This window comes from Kordia sp. (assembly GCF_050633145.1).
Classification (GTDB): domain Bacteria; phylum Bacteroidota; class Bacteroidia; order Flavobacteriales; family Flavobacteriaceae; genus Kordia.
Window position 1 is genome coordinate 1 of the sequence record NZ_JBOEFY010000052.1, and the last position, 24889, is coordinate 24889.

12 protein-coding genes are annotated in these 24889 nt (G+C 33.3%); all 12 read right to left on the bottom strand.

Annotated features, from left to right (window positions below; translation table 11 throughout):
* Positions 1 to 196 (bottom strand): hypothetical protein (locus tag ACRBBL_RS21580; RefSeq protein WP_431371169.1); only part of this gene is annotated, 196 nt, incomplete at its 3' end.
* A 9-nt stretch (positions 197 to 205) separates the two neighbouring features.
* A complete protein-coding gene (locus tag ACRBBL_RS21585; protein WP_431371170.1) occupies positions 206 to 11095 on the bottom strand; it encodes an RHS repeat-associated core domain-containing protein in 10890 nt (3629 codons plus the stop codon).
* A 70-nt stretch (positions 11096 to 11165) separates the two neighbouring features.
* Positions 11166 to 11903: a hypothetical protein gene (locus tag ACRBBL_RS21590; protein ID WP_431371171.1), complete on the bottom strand. Its 738-nt coding sequence runs from the start codon at positions 11901 to 11903 to the stop codon at positions 11166 to 11168.
* A 2-nt stretch (positions 11904 to 11905) separates the two neighbouring features.
* Positions 11906 to 12487: a hypothetical protein gene (locus tag ACRBBL_RS21595; protein ID WP_431371172.1), complete on the bottom strand. Its 582-nt coding sequence runs from the start codon at positions 12485 to 12487 to the stop codon at positions 11906 to 11908.
* A 19-nt stretch (positions 12488 to 12506) separates the two neighbouring features.
* Entirely contained in the window at positions 12507 to 18440 is a 5934-nt protein-coding gene (locus ACRBBL_RS21600) for a hypothetical protein (protein WP_431371173.1), read from the bottom strand.
* A gap of 277 nt (positions 18441 to 18717) precedes the next feature.
* Positions 18718 to 19308 (bottom strand): hypothetical protein, encoded by a 591-nt coding sequence (locus ACRBBL_RS21605; protein ID WP_431371174.1) that lies wholly within the window; start codon positions 19306 to 19308, stop codon positions 18718 to 18720.
* A gap of 14 nt (positions 19309 to 19322) precedes the next feature.
* Positions 19323 to 19823: an OmpH family outer membrane protein gene (locus ACRBBL_RS21610; RefSeq protein WP_431371175.1), complete on the bottom strand. Its 501-nt coding sequence runs from the start codon at positions 19821 to 19823 to the stop codon at positions 19323 to 19325.
* Positions 19824 to 20273, bottom strand: a complete 450-nt coding sequence (locus tag ACRBBL_RS21615) for a hypothetical protein (RefSeq protein ID WP_431371176.1) — start codon at positions 20271 to 20273, stop codon at positions 19824 to 19826.
* A 41-nt stretch (positions 20274 to 20314) separates the two neighbouring features.
* A complete protein-coding gene (locus ACRBBL_RS21620; RefSeq protein WP_431371177.1) occupies positions 20315 to 21277 on the bottom strand; it encodes a hypothetical protein in 963 nt (320 codons plus the stop codon).
* A complete protein-coding gene (locus ACRBBL_RS21625; RefSeq protein WP_431371178.1) occupies positions 21267 to 21785 on the bottom strand; it encodes a hypothetical protein in 519 nt (172 codons plus the stop codon). Before ACRBBL_RS21625 ends, ACRBBL_RS21620 begins: the two co-directional genes overlap by 11 nt.
* A complete protein-coding gene (locus ACRBBL_RS21630) occupies positions 21785 to 22939 on the bottom strand; it encodes a hypothetical protein (RefSeq protein ID WP_431371179.1) in 1155 nt (384 codons plus the stop codon). The genes ACRBBL_RS21625 and ACRBBL_RS21630 overlap by 1 nt, the downstream gene beginning before the upstream one ends.
* Before the next feature lie 32 nt (positions 22940 to 22971).
* Entirely contained in the window at positions 22972 to 24888 is a 1917-nt protein-coding gene (locus ACRBBL_RS21635) for a type II secretion system protein GspD (RefSeq protein ID WP_431371180.1), read from the bottom strand.
* Position 24889 lies beyond the last annotated feature (1 nt).

A 24889-nucleotide genomic window follows, 5' to 3' on the forward strand; every position in this document is an offset into this window, starting at 1 on the left:
TATTTAGTAAAACTTTTAAAATCACAATACATATTTCATGATATTTTATTCTCAAATCAACATTAAAATTTTCATTTGTCATATGTAGATAATGATTACTATAGATATTGTATAGCTGTTCATTATTGAAAAAACCATTATTAATTTGATGTATTAACTTATTTTTTTCATTATCATTTATTTTATCAAAATTCATAGCTTTTTTTTAAAAATTATTCAAAATGTTAAGTTCATTTTTTAGAGCATCTTTTGCAATCTGTAAGCTTTTTTCACTAGGCTGAAAATGTCCACTATGGTTACTAATATCTAGGACAAAATATCCTATTTCTTTCGAACCAGCTAACATTAATTCACCTGCTGTAAGTACATTCCTTCCTTTGGTCAGAACAGCATGAGAGATTTCTTCACCATCTACAAACTTACTCATTAGTTGCATTTCACCATTACTATCAACAACAAATTTAATTGGACCATTTACTACCATATCATCAAACCCTTTTGAATTAAGTCCCATAACCTCTACACCTAATTTTTCAGCCCTAGCTAATTCATAGTCTAATGACTCTGGCATCAGATTAGGGAAAGGATCAGCCGAAGACATATTTAAAACACTATTAGAAAAATTACTATCCTTAAACGCTGGAATTTTTTCAATTGTTTGAGCCTGTAAATCTAATGGTAATAAATCGAAACCTTCTCTGAGTTGGGCACTTTCTACTACAGGTAACACTTCTTCAAGAATTCGCTCTCTTAACTTTTCTTTGACCGCAGGGATTGTTTCAACCCCTATTTGAGGTATTGGGTATTTATCAAATCCTCCAGAAACTACAGGTAGTGGTGCGTCTGAAAAAAGATTATTTGCTCCATTGTAAGCTCTTTCAGCTAAATAAGATGCTGTTTGTGAAATTTCTTCTCTATTATCAAGAATTACGTATGTAGCAACTAATCCTATTAAAATTTCTCCTCCTTTTATTGCCGCCCATACAGCACAAGGTGGACAGTCTCCATTAGGGTCATTAACTAATACAGGATTATTAAACCCGTAAGTAAAAGGTGACTCCGAGGGAAATAACCTTTGTTTCGGATCTAAAGATAGCCACTTACCAATTCTTGGGTCATACTGTCTAAAATGAGTCGTATAACTATTCCCTTCTCCTTTTAATTCGTCATCCTTTTCGCTTCCTTGGAACCCATAACGATAGGATTCATCGGATGCGTGTCTTTTTGGAAGTAACATTCCATACGGATAGTAATCGTTATATGAAAGAACGTCTGGTAAAAAACCCGTAACTTCTTGGGTTTCTACCACGGTAAAGATAGCAAAATCTTTGATATAAAATGCTTCTACATTGGTGTCTGCCGTATTTTCATGTGATTTTAAAAAACGAATGTTATAGGTTCCTGCTGCTGGTGCCGTAAACGTAAATGCAGTTTCTCCTCCTTGCGTAACGATTGTGGTATACTGAACAATGCCACTTTCCTCTGTTACTTCGATTTTTATATCTGCATTGTAATTGTCTTTGGTGATATCAGTAACTATCTGATATTCTATATTTTCATTAAAATCTGCTTGAAAATAAGTCCCAGTATTGTTATAGATAGTAGCACATTGTAAGTTGCCGTTTAAGACCAATTCTACACCTTCTCCATATTCATTAAAACCTTCTAAGTCTCCAGCAATTTTGTTTGTCTGACTTCCATACGCTAGTATTTTTTTATCAGAAATCACACTAAGTACATTACCTAAGTGGTTTGATAATTCGTAGGCTTTGTCACCAATATTGTTGGTGTTATTAGTATATGCTAACGGACCATTGACTGCATTTTCATAATAGGTATTGTCCAGATAGTTTGGAGTGCCATCATTATCATCATCAGTTTGTCCTTCTACAGCAGTGAGGAAACCATCATTGTCATCGTCTGTGTCTAAATAGTTTGCAATACTATCATTGTCGGTGTCTGTAGTTCCTTCTATAGTAGTGAGTACACCATCATTATCATCATCTGCATCTAAGTAATTTGCAATACCATCTCCGTCTGTATCGTCGTTGTCTGCATTACCGTCTTGGTTGGTATCTTCTATATAGTCATCTATTCCGTCATTATCTGCATCGTTATAAAAAGCATTTGGAATTATGTAATCAGCTTCCGTGAGCGTTAACGTACTGATAGCTCTCATCTCTTCTCCTAGGTTATTGCTCAAAAATGCGGTTTCTTGCATTGGGAAGCGAATCGTTTGTGCATCACTTTCCGAAATATCGATATAGTAATTTAGGTACGCTAGATCTTGTGCAATGAGTCCTGACGTTCTATAGACAAGTCCGTTGCTTTGTGTGTTTATCGATGCTACTTCTCCTGTGGTTGTATTGGAAACAATGAGTTGGTTTTCAGTATCGGATGGAGAATAAGTAATTCCATTGATTGTAATATTGGCATTTTCGCCAAAGTAATTACAATTTACCTTGAGTCCTTTGGTACGTAGTAAATCTTCACTAAACTTATATGGAGTCACAAAGTATTTACTAGTGTAAATTCCGTCTCCTTTATCATCTTCTCCTTCATATTCTTCGCGTACAGATAAGAAAAGTGCAAATTTGTTGGTAGTTAGATTTTTTATAGCATATACTTTGGCTTCAATGAATTGATCAAATTTTCCACCTTTTACATTAGCATGTCTTAAAAATATGACCGGATTCGTTTTTTGATCTGAATCAATTTTGAATTGTGTTTGAATGTTAATTCCTCTAAATTCACTGTTAACTCCAGAAGTAGTAGTTGGATGGTCCCAATAGAAATAGGTATCGGATGTAGTACGCAAACCGCTTTTTGCAAAACCACCTAAGACGATAGGAATACCTGTTCCATCTGTATTGGTTAATGCTGGAGTTTCAAAGTTTTCATCAACCAGTTTTTTTCCTATATTCTCAATTCCTAAACGAGAGCTTCCATAGATGTGCTGTTCTTTGTGAATCATTTCCAAATCGAACTCGTATAAGTTTCTAGATGAAGTTACGTCATATATACCTAATACATTTCCTTGCGCATCACGTGCATAAAACGTAGTTTCTTTGTCGTTACTATTTCCTTTTTTGTATTTGGACTTTCCAATTCGGTTTCCTAATCCGTCATAATGAAAGGCGATCACATCAGGAACTCCTTTGCCCATAAAAGGAAGTTTGTGTACTTCTTTTACTTTTCCATCGACTCTCCAGAAAATTTCTAATCCTTCTGACTTGTCTTGAATTAGTTGCCCTATTTCATCATAGATATAATTATGATTGTCTGTATTATTTGGATTTGCATTGTAATTGTAACCGTAGCCCGATAAGAAATTTATTTGATCTTCAATATCAGCATCAGTTTCGTACTTGTCAGATGCAGCGATTTCGTCATCTACAATAGCAAGTTTATTGGTTGGATTGCCATTTTCTGTAATATACTTGTACGTAAAATTATCCATTGTTTTCAGGATACCATTTTGAGGTACTTTTCTATTGAGCTGTTGTAAGTTTCCGTTTCTGTCAAACTCATAAGAAGATGCGTAACTTTCTTGTGCTTGTAAGCTGTTCAAAGGCTTATCTGTTACTGCTTTTGACTGCATCGCCTTGATTCTATTTAACTGATCGTAGGTATAGTTATTTACCTGAGTCGTTAAGATATTTTCATTTTGATCTCTTAAAGAAGTCATCATGGTTTTGATGTTTCCATTATAGAGATTTTTTGTATTTGGAGTAACGACATTGCTATTGGAAAGCTTGAATATATTTCCTGAAATACTTGTATTTGTAGGAGTATAATCACCATCATAATAATGTAATGCATATCCAAAAGCATCTTTAGCCATGTTACTTCTAGTAGCATTACCGTCATATCCAAAGTCATTGGAAGTGTTGGCTAAACTTTCTCCATTTACCGATTTTAACCAACCATGTAAAGTATAGATATAATCGGTTCCTTGCACTTTTTTATCTCCAATTTCTACTCTAGCTAATGGTCCGTGTTCGTAGTATTTGTAATTGGCATCTTGTTCCCAAATATTTCCATCTTTGGAAGTATGTGCTGATACAATTCTATTGTCTGCATCATATTCGTAGGCATGAATGAATTGATCAGGTTTTTCTGGTTGAAAGGTGACACGATTTACGTTTCCACTGATTAAATCATACTTATAGTGCACCCGTTTTATATGTGCTTCACAGTCTAAGATATCAGCTTGTTCTTGGCAATTTGGTAATTTTAGTTCCGTGATGTAGGTCACTAATTCTTTTACATTTCCGTGTACATCGTAGTTATAAAATAATGCATTGTCGAATGTAGGTGCTTTATTAGGTGGAATTTCATCATAATAACTCACTGCTGTCACTCTATTAATGCTGTTAAAAGGTATATAATTTGATGTAAATAGATCAGAAGAATATACCGCTATATTATCAGTCTCTTCTACAAGAATTCTGTCATCATAAGTGGTGCGTGTCACTTCTCTTCTTCGCATAGATTCATACGTATCATCAAAGTTATTCACTCTTGAACCATTATATAATAATTCTCCTTTGTCTGTTATGTTATATAGAGAGGTGTTGTCTTCAATTTCTCCGGCTTCCAAAATTCTTCCTAAACCATCATACCTAGTGTAACTAAAGTTTTTATATGGGTTTTCTTCTAATTGTTTAGCGTTTTGAGAAGCAATAATTCTCCCTAAATAATCATAGGCAAACACTGTTTCTCCTCCATCAGGAGTTTTTTGCCATACTAATTGATTTAAAGAATTGTATTTGTATTGTGTTTTTAATTCATGCGTTGGCAGCATTGGAGTTGCATTATTTTCACGGAATTGATTGTTTTGAGCGGAATTGATATCTGCAAATTCAATTCGTTCTACACCTTGAGGAGGCACTGTTTGTGTAAGGTTACCAGCCTGATCGTAATAGTATAGTGTATATTGATATTCTTTATCGTTGTACGATACTGTAAAGTTTTCAACTAACGCTGCTAATGCTTGTGTTGTGTAATTTAACTTGAACTGGTGTTTGATACGTTCTATGTATGCATTATAATTGTCAGCGCCATAGGCTTCGGCAATATTGATAGCAAATTCTCTACAATCGCTTAAATCATCATTAATTTGAAGATTGATTGTTGGAATCATTGGTTTAGGTGGACAAATTTCTGGATGTTGCTCCAAATAAAAAATCACAAACTCACTCCAAGTTTTATATGTCGGATCATCAGGAGTTAAGGTATTTCCTGAATTATCAATGTAGGTTTTATATGCTAGAATTACTGGTAGATATCCATTGCCATTGTTATTATTATGATGATTAAAGCCATAGTTTAATGGCGTAGCACCAAATTCAGCAATGGTCAAGAAATATGGAGCGTTTGTATCTACTACATCTGTTCCTCCTGCAAATGTTTCTAAATAGTCTATATAGCCTTCAGTGATGTATTGATAATTCATATTATCAAAATATTCCAATGTATGATGACTTGGAATAGTATAATTTGGAATGTCTGCTACTTCATTTGTATAACGTTCCCACATTACGTCTCGATCTACAGGTGTAATTGTTTGTGGAATACAGGTAGTACATGGTTCATAAGAAGTTGTATTTTCCTTTTGGAAAACAGTCATGGCATTTCTATTGGCAGTCAATTGTCCATTATTTGTTCGAACTGCAGCTAGATCACAGGCAAAGTTTAAAGGTGATAAATTATTATATATTTTATCTGGCGATTGATAAATGTTACTAATGGCAACCGCATTGGCATTGTTAGGTGCATTGTATGCGATGCTGTATTCTGTTGGCATCGTATTCGAAGGAAGTCCTAATGGATCAACTCCAATAAAGTTTGCATTGTTTGCAATTCCATTTTGCATTAAGGCATCTGAGAGTTCTATCACTACATAATACGAAGCTGTAGTTGTGCCTAAATTTTGGAATCGCAATTCTATGGTATTTGGTAAGTTTATATTTACTGCTACAGGTGCATTCCAAAGTACAGAGGTATAATTTATTGAAGCATCACTATGCAACAATCGAGCATTTTCTATAAATAAATTCAGTAATTCTGGTGTGAAATGTTGTGATACCTCTTGCGGCGTGTAAAAATTACCCGTTGCTAATACTGCATTTAACAATTGTGTTATTCCAGTATTGAATAAGACTCCGTTAGCTTGAATTTCTGCTATACAATCTGCACTATTGGTATCATCATCACATGTATCACCAATACCATCTTGGTCTAAATCTGACTGATTTGGATTGTATGTATTTTCACAATTGTCACAACCATCACCAATACCATCTCCATCACTATCTATTTGTTGTGGATTTGAATATTTTAAGCAGTTATCACAGCTATCAAAAATACCATCGTTATCGTTATCTACCGTTCCACAATCGGGCGTATTGGTATTTGTACTTTCATCTCCAGAAATGTAGGTACAACAATCATACGGTAAGGCATTGATAGTTGCTGTAAATGTGTATATAATGGAATGTCCTGTTGTCGCATAATTAACGATGGCGTCAATAATAAGATTGGTTGAACCATATACGCTTACGCCATTAATAGCAGTGATCCCATTTTCATTGGAGATATTACCGCTAGCTAATGAAGCAAAACTGATAGTTTCTCCTGTCTGTGGATGTATAAAGTCTGATACATCAGAAAGCTCAAGCACCGTATTTCCTCCAATAGTAATTGTATAGTTTCCATTTCCGTTATTGCTCCAAACTGCAGCAATATTTAATGGATCGTCACCTAAAAATTCTGGAAGAAAATCATCATCACTATATTCAGTCACCGATTGAAGGTTTACAGAAGTAGCTCCAAATGGTAACATGGCATTCATCATATTTTTAAGGCTTACCGCCAAATCATCTTTGTCTTGACATGCTTCTGCATCATTTAAAATACCTCCGTTACCTAATTGCTCTCCAATGGTATTTCCATTAACATCTAAGTCAACATCAGCTTGTCCATCTACACTACATTCACCAATTCTTGCAATCGTATTTCCTGAAATTATGATTTCTGCAATGACATTCGTACTTCCTGGCACGACAACTTTAGCCGCCATAGTAAAATCGAATCGAGTTGGTGTTACGGCAGTGTTATAAGTATTACTGTATGCAAATTGACTGATTTCACTAATTTGCCATGTAGCGTTATAATCATTCCAATCGTATGTAGTGTCATCTATTGTTAGATTTATAGGCAACATCGTAGTTGACGGATCATTTACTGATATCGTAATAGCTAGATCTTGTGCTGTAGTCGTTGAAGAAGCAAATGCAATTCCTGAATTTTGAACTGTATTACTAGTTGGAGTTCCACCTAAATCATCAAATAGATCCATGCTGAGATAGTTGCCTTCAAAAGCTCCAATATTTCCTAATAATATTGATGGCGTACTATTTTGATTGAGAATATTTGTGTCTTCAACAACACCTTTGATAAAGGTTTCAAAGTCGCGTCCCATTGGACATTGTCCAGATTGTACATAATATTGATAATCGGTTAGTGCTTCTAGTTGTTCTCCAACTTCAGCTACACTATCGTTAGAATCATAGTTGTAATCTTCAGATATAATTCTTTTTATTTTTTCGATATATAAGTTTTCACTGCCATTACAAACATTATTAGTTGCTTCTATTGTTTGTGAAGGAAATGTGTAGCCATTTTGATCCAATCTTAAAACTGGATCACCAGGATTCTCAGCATCTTCTCCAATACAGCCATTGTACACGTTTTGGTCAATTGCATATATATTAGCTAAAGCGCTTTTTATACGATCTCTAAAAGAAAGGTACATACTTCTGTAAATAGGCCACACTTCTTCTTTTTCAGCATCAGTCATATTATTAATATCTACAGTACAATTACTACTAATGCTATTACACCCAATGGTCAACAATGCGTTATACAACATAGGATTGTTAGTACTTTCAAAGTTTGAAGTAATTGCTTCTAAAACAGTTGTACGATGATAAGTAATATCATTTGTTAAAAGACCGCTAATATTTTGAAATAATGGATCATCATTAACAATAGCTGCTAATGAACTTGATGTACTCGTGTTTAAATAATGTAAGGTTTCTGTAAAAGAAAGTTGCGCTAAATAATTAGCATAACCATCTACATTTACAATAAAATTTTGAGAATTTTCATCAGAATCAAGTACACTTAATGTATTAGTCAGTTGACATAGTTCATTTGCAAAATGTGAATACACATATTCTGGGTGAAATGCTACCAAAGATTCTGCCCATTGGTCTTGCCAATAATTTTCAAAATCGACAAAATTTAAATCTTGTGGTTCAATGGATACAAATCCAGCATTTAATGGATCTTCTGCAGTTAATCCGTATACGTTTCCATCAATAGGAAGTAATACTTTTACAATTTCACCATTGGCATCATAATAATGATATGGATCATCATAGTTTGGATTGAAAGGTGTTTTCCAACTAAATACAGGAGGTATCGTGCTTGGTGCATTGGTATGATTTGTATATAAATCAATGATAAATGGATTGGCAAGTACATTATTAGTTTCATCAAAAACACTTAACTCAGGTGTTATATCTTCTAATTGGTATTCACCATCACTATTCAATACACTTACTTGTTTTCCATACTGTCCTACAAGTTTCATGTCATTTACTAATGTTTGTAAGGTAACATTACAGGAAATGGAGTTGGTAACTAAACTTGCTGCATTGGGATTGGAAGCAGAAATCATTCCATCGGCTACACAAGGTGCCATACAAGCCTCTACTAACAAATCATATTCGCGTTCAAATCTATTTGTTAACGCATCTATAGTTACTTGATCTAAATTATCATAGTATGATAGTTGCGTTTGAACATAATCATCTTGATTTAGATTTCCATCATTATTATAATCTTCAGTTATTGAATCAACACATTCTCCACATGAAGGAAAACAATCTTCAATACTTCCTGATATGTCAAAAGCAGAATCATCTAAAATACAACCTGAAGCTTGTCCGTCAGTGATATATTGATCAGTATAGTAGTTCAGTGCAACTTCACTAACTTTTACTATTTTTTCAATCACTAAATCGCCCAATGGTGGCGTTACAGAAAATGTTTCATCTACTTCATTTATTTCTGGATCTTCCAAAGTGAATAATGTATTCCCGCATTCATCTTTTACACGCATACTTAAGTCATATGCAAAAGGAATATCAGTTGCACAACTATCTACAAAAGCTCCGTTCACACTTAAATCATAACTAAAGTTATGTGCGGTACCATTTTTTAAAACTGTTCTAAATCCGTTGTATCGTAACGCATCATTTACATTCAGGTTTGAAAATCTTCCTGTATTGAATGCCATGTTGTTATCTACATCTGTGTCAGTATCTGCAGTATTTACCTTGTTTAATAAATCTAGTGTAGTTGGAACATGATTCCCGTTTTCTTCATCTTCCAAACCATCTAATGCTTCTGGATTGTCAGCAGCTAGTGCTGTAGCAATAGTTCTTCCTTGCGGATCGACATAGCTTACACTTACTTGACCATTTGGATCAACGACAGCGTTTTTTTTGTAGTGTGCATCCCATCCAATATCTGAACCAAAGAGACGATCTAATTCTTGTTGAGAAGGTTTGGAATAGAAATATTTCATTTCGTGTCCATTCCCTAATTGATGCGTGATACCAACGCCTCCTTTTCTTTTTATACGTCCTGTATTATCGGGTGTATATTCAATTTGAGAAAACGGATAGTTTTGTGCATCTGGAACAGCATCATGTAACTCACTATTTCCAGTATAGTTTGGAGAATAATATTGACTCGTTCCTGACGTATTTTTCATCCCATCTACAGCAACTTCACAGTTGGAATCATCATTTGTAGTTGCATCCCAATCAAAATTTAAATGAGAGTATTTTTTACTGTCACTATTATTAATATTATGGTTTTGATAGTACCTTATTTCATTACTTGTAGTTGGTGCAGGTAAAATTTCTATTCCGGGGCGTCCTTGATTATCGTACACTACTTCACCTACAATTGCATTGTCATCTGTATTAATTTTAGTAACTGTCTGGCGATTTCTTAATGTTCCATCAAAATAACTAACAACTTCTTTCTTTTTTCCATCTTCTGCATAACTTGCTTGAAATTGCCAGTTTTTATTGTCCTCATGACCATTTATAGTTGCATAAGCCCAGTCTGAAACTTTAGAAGTATTTGTACCTGTTTGACTCCATGATCCATAAAAGTTTGTTATATAATCATCTGCAAACCTTCCAATGGCTCTTACTCTGTAAATAATATAACCACTATCATAGATATTTGAGATTTGATAATTCGTATCTTTTGTATTGATTCGTGTGCTGTTTCTTTGAAACTCTTTTTCAGTCAATGAGATATTTGTAGCTGAATTTTCATAGTTGTCTATCCAAGTCCATTCTACATCATAGGATATTGCTCCTTCTACTGTAGACCAAGAAAGCTTGTATTCACTCAAATTTTCAGGATTTGAAACTAGATTCGAGACACTCGGTGCTGGACTATTTGAAATATCTACAACACGGATGGCCTTAAAGCCTAATTTTAACTCAATATTTTCAGGGACTTCATTTACACTTGTATTTGTGTCTTGATACGTTGTTGTATAACCAATGATATCAACTTTAGCTCCATAACGGTTTAAAATTTTATGATACACTTGGTCTGCACTATTCCCAAGATTTGCATGTGGTTTGAAATCAACAGTTAGCGTTTCATCATAAGGAATAGTGTCTGGATTTCCATCCGAAAGAACTGGATATACTTTGAGTTGTAATTCAAACGAATACCTAGTAAAAGGCGCTATATCATTATTCACACTCAATAATATATAAGCTTCAGGATTGTAGAAACTTGTATTGGAATCATTGATATTTGAAGCTACAAATTGTGAGATATTATCGCCTTCAATAGCAATTTTTCCATACGTATTGCTCTGTTCGGAAATCTTAGGAATATCTCCTTGTGCTATTGCTAATGAATATGTACAGAATATACCCATCCAGAGAATGACTTTAAATATATATGTTGATTTCATTAATTTCATTTGTTTATGTTTTAGTATTGAAGCGAAGTCTAAGAGTTATTTTTCAGTTGATTTAGAGAATATTTTCTATTCAATAACGTTTGATTTCAAATGTTTTATAGGCAGCTACTGGCGCTATATTTTCACCTGATCCTTTAATATATGTAGCTAAACGCGCAGTTGTTTTTTCTTCATTATTAAGCACCGTTTTATAATTAGAGAGCGAAATTTCCAATTTTGGATTCCCCATCTTTTTTTCGCCTTTCGTATTTTTATAAGGTACTTGCGAAAGGAAATACAAAACTTGCTTGGTCATCAGAGCGCTTTTTTTATCAATATAGATTTCTACTTTTCCGTAAGGTAATTGCGTAATGACATCTGTAGTTAATGTACAAACCCAATGATCTCCTTTATCTATGACTTTTTTTATCTTGAATTGTTTTATGTAAATTTCTATGAGTTCCCAAGGCAATTGCTCTTGATTAGCGTTTACTTTGCTAACTACTAATGCTTGTTGTGCTTCATTACATTTTAAAGCCAACTGTTCTTTTTCGTCACTAATAAAGAATGTCTGATTAATTTTTGAGTAGACTACACTTTCTTGTTTTATCATTACTCCTTTGTATTCGACAGAAGGCCTTGTGGCTGTATAGGTATCATACCAATTGTAGTTCATATTACAGCTCAAATCAGTGTGCTTTTTCATGGCTTCCTGCGTGCCTTTTAGAATCTCATTTACAGTTTTTTCTTGAGCATTGGTCAATACACTAAAGCATATAAAACAACATGCTATCAACATTTTTAGATTGCTATACGTTACTTTTCTCATCTTTATTGCTTTTTACTTTTAGAGCGTGTTTCTTGAATTGTATACACTCCTTTTTCTGTTTCTTTTTTTACACGTACCAAACCACCTTCTTTGTCATATTCATAATAGGTAGCGTAGTTATTTTCGTCTAACTCTGCCATTAAACGTTGCGTATCTTTGTCGTATACAAAGCTTTTCATGCTGCTATTGAATGGGAATACTCTAATATCATCGAAATAACAATCACCTTCATTTTGGCAAGACAAACGAATTCTGAGTGAATCGGGAGAAGCATTGGAATTTCCATCCGTTTCAGGAATTTGAACAATTCCGATGATACGTTGCCAACCTTCTATAATTTTTCCGCTAGGATTCATAGTTACTACTGGAAATGAAGGAGAAACATCCGTACCATTGTAAAAATGAACTTCTAATGCTCCATTAGTGTATGTCTTTTTTGTACTATTATTGCTTTCTTTTACCCAAGCACTAATGATATATTTTTTGTTTTTAGTTAGCGAAAAACTAAAACAAGAGGTTTCTTGTTGACAGTACAAATTGCTGACTGCACATAGTAAAAGAAGATATATTAAATATTTTTTCATTTGTCTTTATTTTTTTTGGTTAACAGTTTCCACAGCCTACGATTACTTCGAATTCACAATATGATCCGTTGTCGAGTCGGACTCTTATTAGATAATTGACATTCCCAAAACTGAGATTATTGTTAATAATAGTTATGACTAAGTTTTGACCGTTAACAGATGCGGAAACACTGTTATTTGGCACTAATACTTCAGCTATATTTGCCGATACAATTGTGTGATTATCAAAATAGCTTTGTACAGCATTTGCTATGTTAAAAGATTGATTTGTTACGTTTTGATTCATAGCAAATGATATTACTGGAATATTAGGACAACTATAAGGATCAGGTAGTGGTGTACAATCCAAAGTTTCAACAGCAACTGTTGGAATGCATTCAACTCCTTCATCATAAATCTGTACTTTTTGACCAGAAAAAGATCCTGAAGGTACTTTAATACTATACCTTCCTGTATGTGATTCTTCTTCAGTAATGGTTACTCCGTCAGGTTGAGAAAAGTTGAAATGATTTGTATTTATTTCAAAACCGGTATATCCCATTTCTGTGTACTTACTGTTGGAAGCTACTGCTAACGGAAGTTTGTACTCGCTATCATACTGTGCTGAAGAATGTCTACCAAGCGCATCTTTATTTTCTAATTCCGCACCATACGGTGAATATTGTGTTACTTCACTAGCAAAGGTCCAATCTTGATTATTTGTTGGGTTTTCCTCCCACATTTGAGTAGTATTATCATATATATAAAACGGTGAGAAGCTTTCAAAAAACCCACTATTACGCTTAGTATTCGTAGCCGAGCGTGTTGTTAAATATGCATACGATTTTACTGCACGCCAATCATTTAGAACATTTTTCACAAAAGGGTTTACACTACTGTAATTTGGATACGAAACTAAATGTTTACTGTTTAGGTCGTCTTCAGAAGGATATTTTACACCTTTACGCCAATAATCATCGTATTTGATAGCTGAGGCATTAATAATTCTAGGGTTATGATCTTCTGATCCATTGTATGCAAAATCACTAGCTGTTATGGCTTTATTAACTTCTTCTCCTATTGGATTCGTCATTGTGGTAACTGATGCCATTGCCGCACTTTGTAAGTTTCGATATCCAGAACGTATTACTTTGATTAGTTTTTTTCCGTCATCAACGCCACAAGGATTTACAATTTCCCCATTTCTATCAATAAATATCATTCTATTGTCAGTAGAAATTTCATTAATCCAATAATGTCCTTCAGGAAACCCATCTTCTTGGCTATACATATATATTTCATCTCCTTCTTTTAGAATTTTATCTAAATCGTAAGAGATATTATAGTGTGAAGCACTTTGTTTATACCATGCGGTAGCTCCTTCTTCATCTCCTGAAGCATCTGGAGTACCACTGCTTTGAAAAGGTTCTACCCATAATGATAGACCTAAGTTCTGAACTGCCTGTCCCATACCTTTGTATGCCCAATGTGCTGGATAGCTAAAGTTATAATAGTTATCTTCATAAGCGTTAGCAGTTTCAGTAAGCAATACCTGTCCGCTTACGGCATCCCAAGCTAAGTTTCTTGTACTAACTCTAGATCCTAAATCGTAAGCAATTTTCTCTTTTAGAATTCCAGTTTTGTGAATTACTTTCGTTGTTGTACTGGTATGTAATGTGGCTTCATTTCTCTTATATTCAAAAGGAATTTGCCCTAATAATACTGGCCATATTCCTATAGTAAAAAATGTAAGGTTTGTATTTACACCATAACTTTCAGATAAATTATAATTCTCATTAAAATCAGTAATTACATCATAATGTGTTCCTATTTCTTTAGTAGTATCAACAGATCCATCTGATAGTATTACAGGAAGATGATTGTCTAATTCTCCTGCTTCATTCGTATTATATACATAGTCAACTCCAGAGATTAAGTTTTTGTTTTCATCATATATTTTTTGTGACTTAGATTTCCCGTTCATGTCATTGGTAATGATAGAAAATCCTTGAGAGAGTGCTAACTCAGTTTTTACACTTAATCGCAATACATTATCTAAAATATTCTCTTGATTGGTTCTATAATTGTTTTTATCGTCAATATCTGTGTGGTCAGATTTTGTAGGAAAGTCTTTCGAAGTAAAGAACTCGTTGATTACTTCTCCTGTTGCATGTTTTTTCACCACTTTAGTTACACTAGCTTCTTGCAGCGTTCTTTGCAAGTTTTTAACCATAACTCTACTGTAGGTAACCATTGCAGAAGGATAAAATGATTTTCCAAATGGTTTTTCAATATATTCTCTTGCTTGTAGTTTTTCTGAGTCGTCAAAAAATGGTTGAATTAAAGGATTTTCTTTGCTCATATTTGGTTCCCAAGTAGCTACACCACTGGAGCCTTTGCTATTTCCGTTTTCATCTTTCCCTAGAGTGTAATCATATTCTTGCCCATAAAAATTGCTATATTCATTTACTGGATTCGATTGCGGATTATTGACCATAACATCCCAATTGTCATGCATCACTACTTTTTTGACACGCAATCCGCCTCCTAATTTTGCATTGGTTGGATGCTTTAGGCGAATCCAAGATTTTTCTGGTTTGAATGTTTTAGCAATACCTCTATCTTGTAGATATCCATTAGGACCTCTAAAGATTTCTGCCATTACAGGAAGACTACTTCCTATAGCATTTACAATGTCATTGATATTAGTAGACGAAGGCGTGTTATCACCTGTTCCATAGGCATAACGATTGAGGTGTTTTCTTGCAAAATACCAACCTGATTTTGCAATAGGATGTACAGAACCGCCTGTGATACTACCTTCTAAATTTTCAAATTGAATTGGAATTAGTCCGTATTGTTTGTTATTTTCACTGTACACATGGAAATCGTTGAGATTGCTAGTATCAATGTTTGCATACCCTTCTACATAATCATACGTACAATTTCCATTTCTAGTCATGTTTAGTAGAAATCTGAAGAAAAGCGGTTTGTCTATATACTCTCCAAGGTATTTTGTTCTGAATTGTTCAGGTGTAATCGATGTCGTTTCAAGAAGTTCTACTGCAAGATATCTTCTATGATTACCTCCATTATATAATTGATCGGACAAGCTCCCATTATGTGTTTCTTTTACACCTACAACTTTGAACATTTGCATGGCTGCTTTGTCCTGTACATATTGGTAATCATCCGATTCATATTGCAGCTCTATACGTCCACCCGAAGGCAAATCTATAGATGATAACGTCCAAGCTCCTGTGTATAAATCTTGTAACTCCTTGTCTTTCTGTTGCACAAATGGAAACTCCTGCGCAGTAATATCTGCATCTACTTCGCAATTAGCACTTGTATTTCCTGTAGGTAGAATGATATCGTCATTGATCCCATCTTGATCCGTATCTTCTTTAATAACTCCTTCTTCAAATAATGGTTTGTAATTTCCCCACACATCGTGTGACTTCATTTGATAATCAGGATTCATATTATCATAATTGAAAACGTACGGTGTATATTTTCCCATATTGGAATCTCGATACGTAAAGTATACTTTCTTTAGTGTTAATTTTCCTGAAGAACTATTCGGCGTATCTTGCATTAATGAATAGTCATATTCAAAATAGGCAGTTTTGATAGGTTTTACTTCTGAATTATTGTTAGGATCAGCATCTAATAAATTCCCAGCAATAGCTTCTGGTTTAGAATACAGTTTGATCGTTTCTACTTGTAAAGAAGCATTTCTATCAAGCACATCTTTTGCATCTTCTCTTGCTTTGAAATCAAAGATGGCAACATGTGTTTTTGTTTCTATCATAGTTACATACTTTAACTCTTTGGTTCCACGTATGTAACTTCCTTTTTGATCGTTAGTTTTTGTATATAATCCTGGATTGTACGAAGCTGTATTATTTGCATACGGAGTTTTCCATTTATAATCGTTAACTACTGATGAGATTTGCTGACTATTTACAAAGTTGTTGTAATGCATTTTGGTATATGCTCCTAAATCATCATCTGTTGGTCCGTCACCAGTTAGATCCTCATAATCGTTAGAAAGAACTGCGCTCAATAAATATGTATGTGCGTAATCAGGCGTAGTGATTTTATTGAAGAAATTATCAAAACCTCCAGCACTTCCAGCAGTATCATTCCCATTAATTAAAATGGTTCCTGTTTCTAAATTCGAAGCGCCATCTGCTGCAAAAGTTACTTCTTCTTTTGTATGATTCACGGCAGCTTCTCCATACACATATACCGCACCACTTGGTTGCGTAACTTTAAGTCCATTGGTATGATGGTCTTTCAAACTGTTGTGCGCATTTACAAAAGGATCAAGTAATGCATCTTTTTTATCAATCTTTAGAATTGCTTGATTTCGTTGTTCTCTTTGTGTTCTTTTTAAAGGTGCAGCAATTGGATTTGGAGTATAAAAAATCGTATCGTTTATAGCATAGCTTTTCACATTAAAAACACCAACCGCTTTTTTGTTATAGGTATTTCCGTCAGGTGTTAAATCTAATGCCATAGGTTTTTCTCCTGATAATTTTACATCATATAATTCCTGATCATGATCTACACTTAAATCTCCAATACCTTTAAAGTACGTTTCTTCATAGTCAACATGTGTATCATTAACCGATTGAAATTTATGAATGGCAGGCGTATTCCAAACGCCAGTATGACTTCTAGTTGGCGAATAGTGAATATCGATTCCATTTCTAAAACCCCAACCTGCTTCTATTTCTCCACCAAGACTAAAACTATCTCCTGAGTCTTCTATTTTCTGATTGAAGACATAACCTGTTTGTCCTTTAAATGGTCGAAATTGTCCAGCAATACCCTGTCCCTGTATATGATAGATGTCGTGTGTATAGTTTACAACGGGAAGCGCCAATGTATTTTTGGTAACCATACGCTCATTTTCTCTGTTAAAGTCTAAAATATCATTGTGAGAGGCGTATTTGGTAAACTCGTATCCATACGTTTTTTCTTCTTTTATTTTTTCTTCCTCTTTTATTTTTTGGACTGAATAAAATGCAGAAGCACTACCTTCAAAACTAGCTGCTGCAAATTGTGGTCCTAGAGAAGCTCTGAAGGTATAGTTCTCATTGTGGTAAGCAGTTCGTTTAAAAGGTGTAAAGGTATTATCTATAAAAGAGATGTTTCCCATGTTACCATTAGAGAATGCAGCACCATCTTTTACACTCTTGTTTATGTAATTTTTATTTACATTTCCTATAGTTGAACTATTTAAGCTAAAATTACTTAAACCTTGCCTGCTATTAAAAGCTGTTCCTATTTGTATACTATTACTAATCGCTGATATAGTAGTCTTTTTTGTTTCTAGAGTTTTACCACTAAAACTCTGAGTAGCTGTAGGACTTACGGATGCTCCATTTTCTACTGAAGGTGAAAGGTTCATTCCAACACTGGTCTTTTTCGAAAACTTATAGGAAACTCCGAAAGAAGGTGAGAAACTAAACCCTTCATAGTTATTGTGCATTAATGTTCCTCCGACATTTAGAGGAAATTCACTTCCAGAAATCTGTGGATTTATAGAAAGCGTCATTCCAACCGTTTTGTTTTTCTTTATGTTGTTTTCGTAGGTGATTGAATCACCTTTGAAATCGTCAGGAATTCCACGAACATTTCTATTTATTTGTCCTACGTTTAGATTCCAGCCTAAGCCAACCCACGTTGCTTCTTGATCCATGGTAATACCAGCGTCATACGCTAAGTTTAATGGATAACCACCCACATCCATGATAGGAATGTTGTAATTAAAACTTCCTGTACTTAGGTTTACCATATCGGAAGTTCCAATAGGTGTAAAGGCATTGAATTCCGGTTGAGACGGACCACTTGTCAATGCAAATAATTGTGAAGGTTGTATGGTTGTTAATACCAATTGCATTGCCAGATAGCAAGCTATAACCTTAGATAATTTTCCAGTTCTAATATGCTGTATAATCATTGATAACTAAGTTTTATTTTTAAACTTAAATTTTTATTTTCTGTTAAAATTGGGCATGTGCAATACAGTCTTAATATTGAGTGAGGTCAATAGAAAGATGTATGTTCAATACGAATAGTTAATGAAGTTGCTGTCTTTTATTTTGGGGTTAAAAACAGCTTGGGGTTTATTCTACAATAGCTAAAGTATGTAATTATATCATGTAACCATATAAATAGTTCATAAGCGTAATTTTTTCTTTATAAGCGTAATTCAAATCTACTTTTTGGGATGATTCTTACAACTTAAGTGGCGTGGATTTGAAATTAAACTTAATGATTCCATTACCAAATAACTGATCATTATACAGTAATTGAATGTTATCCGTTTCTGGAATATTTCCAAAATATAATAATGCTCTTTTAAAAGGAGCCACTTTAAAATTACGTTCAAATAAAGCGCCCGAACACACAATTGTGTCTTTTGACGAGGTAATGACCTTAAAGTCTTTCTGTATTTTGAATGCCATATATTCTACAGCTTTATCATAAGACATATTGGTGAAATTTTTCAGCAATAGTTCTTTCTCCTCATCATGACTAAATTCAATTTCAACAATGCGTTCATTTTTGTGTAATTTAAAAATAGAATCTACTTTTTTTGGCTCAAAATTTTGGTTGTCTTTTAAAATATAATAATGCAAAGGCACTTCTGTAGCTGTATAGTTTATATTGTTTATATACTGATTTATTCTTTTCGATTTCCATCCGTCGTCTACAGCCAAATTAAAAAACTTATAATCTTCTGTTATCAAGTTCTCTTTTGGGCTTTTAGAGCATGAAATCACACTCAAAAAAATAATGCATACTATCCATAATAGGTTTTTCATCTGTGTTGTATTTTTTAATTATTTCCTTGGTATTTGCTATTTGAAAATTGTATTACTTCTTCAGTAAAATCATATGCTTCATCAGCATACATGATATTTCCATTGCCTTGTATTCCAAAAATGAGATGTACTTTTTTTTCCGCACCAAATTCTTCCAAATAAGAGTTGAGACGTTCCCAAACTTGCCTGTTAATTCCCTCCTTCACTTCAGTTGTTAAGCGTTGAAGATTCGTATTCTCTATATATACTTTTTGTTTGAACTCTTGAATAGTTTCAACTTTCGTTTGTTGCTGTAATAATTGATACAAGCTGTCTACTTTTTTTTGTTGCTGATTCAATGCTGGAAGTTTCATTTTCTGTAAATCTTCTACCATATTGAATTTGCTAAATAATGCTAGGTTATCTATATATCCATAGTTTTTTTCTTCTTTTGGATACAAAAATGCAAACACGCAAATCAATCCTACTATTAGAATGATTAGATTCACAACGGGGAGAAATTTTAATTTTTTCATCTACTTTAATTTTATTGTTTTTAAGACTTTATTGCATTCAAACTGAATGGAATCTTCGTAAATTTTTTTGATTTTGAATTTTTCCAAGATGATCTCTTTTTCTCTTTTTTTCATAATTTTTCCATTCACATTGATTACTCCTAATTTTTTACTATTTCCTTTACTTACTATATAACCATGGTATTGTATACTAGGCCATTTTATTTGAACAGGAATTGACTTTTTTTTGTTAGACGTTTTTCCGTTACCTATTTTTTGGGATGATTTAGATTTAATAAATACATTGTTAAAAGGGTTTTTAATGTCTTTAATTTCAAAAGTATCTTTGCGTATCGTATAGTGTAATGATGTCTCTTTTTGTTGAACAATACTTCTATGTTCTACTGTTTCCTTTTTTACGCAATATTTATACCCAATACTTCCCCAAATGATGAGTAGTAATAGAATCAATACAATATTTATGTTTTTTTTAGAGATCAAAATCGCAGTTATTATTCGGTTGTAAATGTTCTAGAAACACTATATGAGCTTACATTTTCCGCAGCGTCTTTTGTTTGTACTCTCCAATAATATGTTCCTGCAGTAGCAATGCTAACTTGTTGTGTACTGCCATTAGTTATAGCCAGACTTTCAATGATGGTATTAAAGTTTGCGTCTTGTGCTATTTCTAAAATACTGCTGACTTCAGATTGCACATTTCCACTATCTTGACCAATTGCCCAACTGAAGTCTACGGTAGTTCCTGTAATTATTTCTTCATCTGCTGGTGTACTTAATGCTGGTTGATTAGGTACTTGTCTATCTAAAAAAACAGATCGTGAAGTATATATTGTTTCCGAAGTTGTATTTATCGCTTTTACATTCCAGATATACTCTGCATCTACATCAAAAACAGCTGCATTTACACTAAAACTTGTTCCTGTAATACCAGATTGTTGTGTAAGCGTTGTTTGCCCATTAAGATTTTTGATGAGCTCAAAAGTATAGGAATCTGCATATTGTAAATTACTCCAAGTAAATAATAAATTTGTGGTATTTGTATAAAGGTTATCTGTTGGTGTATTGAGAATTAACGTTTGATTTGTTAAATCGGAAGAAGCTTCTACATTAAAAGAAATTGGAAACGAATATGCAGTTTCGTACGCAAAATTTTCACCTCTTACGCGCCATTCATAGGCTCCAGGTTCTAATGGATATTGAAAAGAAGTTTCATTAATTAATGAATCTAATAGTATTATGTTATTTTGCGAAGGGTTAATTAATTGCAATCTGTAATCATCAGCCCCATCAAGTGCTTGCCATGAAAAATGCACAAGATTATTTACAATTGTACTTCCTGTCGTTGGTGTAATAGGTGTCACCAAATCATCGGTTAAGTTTTCTTCTAAAATATCATCACATGATAAAAAAAGAAGGAAACATACGACGCTTAAAAATTTAATGTTATTTCCCATAATTTTGAAAATAAAGTTCTAATAATAATTCTGTTTTGTTTGTTCTATAATTTTTTTTTGAATAGAATTTTGTACTCACAATTTTTGAAGCTTTAAACTCTTTTTCAATAGTATATATCGTCTTTAGCAATGTTTTATAATTCCCTTTTAAGATTATTTTATTCGTAAATATTGTAAAAGCATCTCCTTTGTGTATGTGTGAGTCTGTAATATTTACAACATTTACATTAAAAGAATGCGTTGTAATAAAATCCAATATTTTTTGTTGGATTAATGCGTGATTTTCTGAGTTTCCAACAACTCTATCTAATACTGCCAATTCTGTTTTTAAATTCTCAATTTTTGTAAATGGTTGTATTGTATTTTCCACAAGCTCATCCGAAGCATTGAGTTCCTTTTTTAATTCAAAAATTGGTTGATACGTTTTTTTATATACTGCAAAAACAAGTAATACTAATACAAGTACAACTAAGAAAAAACGACGCTTATATGATATTTTTTCCAACATTAGAAATAAATATGAATTACAAATGTTTTTTTACGGTTTCTATCTTGTGCATACGCTTCAATATCTATTTTTTGCACCCACTCTTTTTCGGTTAATATGGTTATCCAATGATTAAAATCTGAGTCGTTGGAGGTGATTCCCTTTACATGAATTTGTTTTTTATAGAATTGCACTTCTTTATCATCACGCATTTTTTTAGTAAGCGGTGTAATATTTATCTCAGAAAGCTTTATGTTTTTTTCAACTGAATTTCCAATTTCATAGAAATATTGTGTTAAAAATTTAGGATGAAATAATCCAGAAGTAGCGACAATAGTTTCCTTGTTTTTTTTCTCTTTTTCAAGCAAGGCGACAGTATTTGAAGCTTCTGCAATTTTTGCAGTAAAAGCTTTTTTTTCAGCTAATACGTCTTGATACTTCTCAAGCGTAAAATGACCAAAAAGTATAGCTGAAAGAAGTAGTACTAATCCAATAACACCAACTGCTTTTGTTGCATTAAAAAAAGTATAGCCTGTTCTGTTTTGCGTTAAAAAAGAAGTTTCCATGCTTAGTACTTCTTCTTGAACATGGTATTGTATCACCATCGCAAATAGTGCAATATCTTTTCCATTGAATTTTAAATCTTCAATAATATACTGTTCTTCTTCTGAAGCTGTGTTTATTTCAAAATCAGTAAGCTTATCTTGTGAAAGAACTAGCTTAGTTTGATTAGAAACGATGTTTTTTTCTGATAAGAAAGAGCGCAATGCATACGTAATAAAGGGACCAATAGCGATGTCTAGTATGTGATACTTTTTAGCTTCAAACTGCGCTATATGCTTATCAAGCATTTTTTTTCTACACATGGAAACAAAAATATGTTCATCTTGATGTAGTTCATAAAAGTAGAAATCATCTGGATTGCCTTTAAATAAAAGTTTCTTGCGATAATTGGCAGCACGGACTACCTTTTTATGAAGTATTCCAACTCCCGAAAAATGTACTAATAAAGGATGCTTTGATTGTGATTCCTTATATACAACATCCAATGATGTCGTTTCCAAACATTTTCCTACCGTAAAATCATCTTTTTTCTTGTGAATGGTAAGCAAGTAATACGTAACGACTGCTTCCGAAGAAAAGTGAATGCCCAACACTTGAAATGTTTGTTGCAAAGGGATGATATGTCTTAATTTTTGAAACACTATTAATACGTAACTGTTGGTTTGATAAGAATGTGTAGTTTTGACTTTTCTTTCTTCTTTTTTCGGCTACTGAAAAACCATTTTATGACTGGAATTCTAGAAAAGAAAGGAGTTCCTGTTCCTGAGTTTTCATTTTCTAGTTCATCCAATCCGCCTAATAAAATCATTTCATTATTTTTCACTCGCACCATTGATTCAAATTTTCGAGTTGCTTTTCCAGGTGGTGCATTTTCACCAGCTCTTCCCAAAAAAGAACTTTGCTCTACTGAAACTTCTAAGGTTACATGTTCGTCTTTTGACACGTATGGTTTGATTCGCACACTTAAATTTGCATCGGTAGATTTCCATTGTCCAGATTGTAGCACATTATTGTTGATTCCATTTTGGATCAATTCATTTCTTTGTTCAAAATAATAGCTGGTTTCACCAATAGAAGTAGAAGCTTCATGACCGTTAAGGGTTACCAATTTTGGTGTAGATTCTACTTTTATGTATGAATTGTTTTCAAGTGCCTTTAAGCTTAGGTAAAAACGTTCCGTAACTTTTCCTAAATTCACAATTCCTAAACCGTTAAAAGCATCAATTAATCCATTAACTGAGTTTGCATTTACTTGTACTTCTGAGGTAGGAAATAACACTCCTGAGGTAGTTCGTTTTTTATCATCCAATCCAGCCTGAAAACCTGTTTGCACCTCATATCCTTTTTGATATTGTACAATCATAATTTCGATTTCAATATTAGGAACTACTTTATCTATTTCTTTTAAGTACTCTTTAAGCCCTATGATTTGAATACTTGAACCTGTTACTACAAATCCATTTAGTTCTACAAATTCTACAATTTCAATTTTATCTGTTAGTGCTTTTGGAAATGTTGCTTTCACAGATTCTATGGTTCTGTTTTCCATTTGAATTAATGTAGTTTTTCGCAATCCGTCTGTATCATGTTTCCCAATTAAAAAGATATCGTCAACTACTTTATAAGTGTATTTTTTTCCTTTAAACACATGGTTTAAGAGTTCTTCGAATGTAATTCCGTTTGCGAGTAGTGTTGTTGTTACCTTTTCAGGATTATCATACATAAAATAATTGATATTCAATTTTTCTGCGGCTTCTACAATAATATTCATAACATCTCCCTCGTATGCATTGATTGATAGAAACCCTTTAGAATCCACCGCAATTGAGTAATAACCACTCGAGTTTACTGGTACCGTCTTTTGTTTGGAATTTCGCTTATTTTTTGAATTTTTGGTTACAATGTTTTCCTTTATAACAATGTCGCTTTTTTCAATGTAATAGAAATCATTCTCATCTCTGGTAACGGTCAGGTTGTTTGACTTTGCCATCATATCCAATACCTGATCAAAAGGTCTGTTGAGAATATATGATGAAATCGTTTGTTTTTTTATAGATGGCGCTAAAACAATATTTTTTTGAGTCGCATCAGTAATAGCCTGAGCCACTTTTGTAATAGAATCTTTCTTAAGTTTTATAGACAGAAAACCGTTTTCTTTGTTATAGCGTACATCAATCTTTTTTGGAGGAATAGGTGTTGGTTTCTCAGGAATGACTTCCTTCTTTTTTAAAACCAAAATTTTACCTTTTACAAACATTTCCAAGTCATACTTTCCAATGAGAAATAACAATACATCTTTTACTGGAACGTCATAAAAATTACTAGAAACCATTTGATCTAAAGAAGTATCAACATCAATACTTAATTTATGTTCATCTGCAATTGCTGAAACAAAATCATATAAGGTGATACCAGAAATTTCAACCTGCATTGTTTTATTATATGCTTTTAATTCAGTAGCTAAATTTTCTATTTGCGTGCGATACTCTTTACTTTCCTGTGAAAAACAGAATCCAGATATGAAAAGGATGAGTATGATACTAATTTTTTTATACATCATA

What these genes read in the sequence shown, in the direction of transcription:
- ACRBBL_RS21610 (WP_431371175.1), bottom strand. Translation starts at nt 19,823, where the DNA reads ATGAAAAAATTAAAATTTCTCCCCGTTGTGAATCTAATCATTCTAATA.
- ACRBBL_RS21585 (WP_431371170.1), bottom strand. Translation starts at nt 11,095, where the DNA reads ATGAAATTAATGAAATCAACATATATATTTAAAGTCATTCTCTGGATG.
- ACRBBL_RS21625 (WP_431371178.1), bottom strand. Translation starts at nt 21,785, where the DNA reads ATGTTGGAAAAAATATCATATAAGCGTCGTTTTTTCTTAGTTGTACTT.
- ACRBBL_RS21635 (WP_431371180.1), bottom strand. Translation starts at nt 24,888, where the DNA reads ATGATGTATAAAAAAATTAGTATCATACTCATCCTTTTCATATCTGGA.
- ACRBBL_RS21590 (WP_431371171.1), bottom strand. Translation starts at nt 11,903, where the DNA reads ATGAGAAAAGTAACGTATAGCAATCTAAAAATGTTGATAGCATGTTGT.
- ACRBBL_RS21600 (WP_431371173.1), bottom strand. Translation starts at nt 18,440, where the DNA reads ATGATTATACAGCATATTAGAACTGGAAAATTATCTAAGGTTATAGCT.
- ACRBBL_RS21595 (WP_431371172.1), bottom strand. Translation starts at nt 12,487, where the DNA reads ATGAAAAAATATTTAATATATCTTCTTTTACTATGTGCAGTCAGCAAT.
- ACRBBL_RS21605 (WP_431371174.1), bottom strand. Translation starts at nt 19,308, where the DNA reads ATGAAAAACCTATTATGGATAGTATGCATTATTTTTTTGAGTGTGATT.
- ACRBBL_RS21620 (WP_431371177.1), bottom strand. Translation starts at nt 21,277, where the DNA reads ATGGGAAATAACATTAAATTTTTAAGCGTCGTATGTTTCCTTCTTTTT.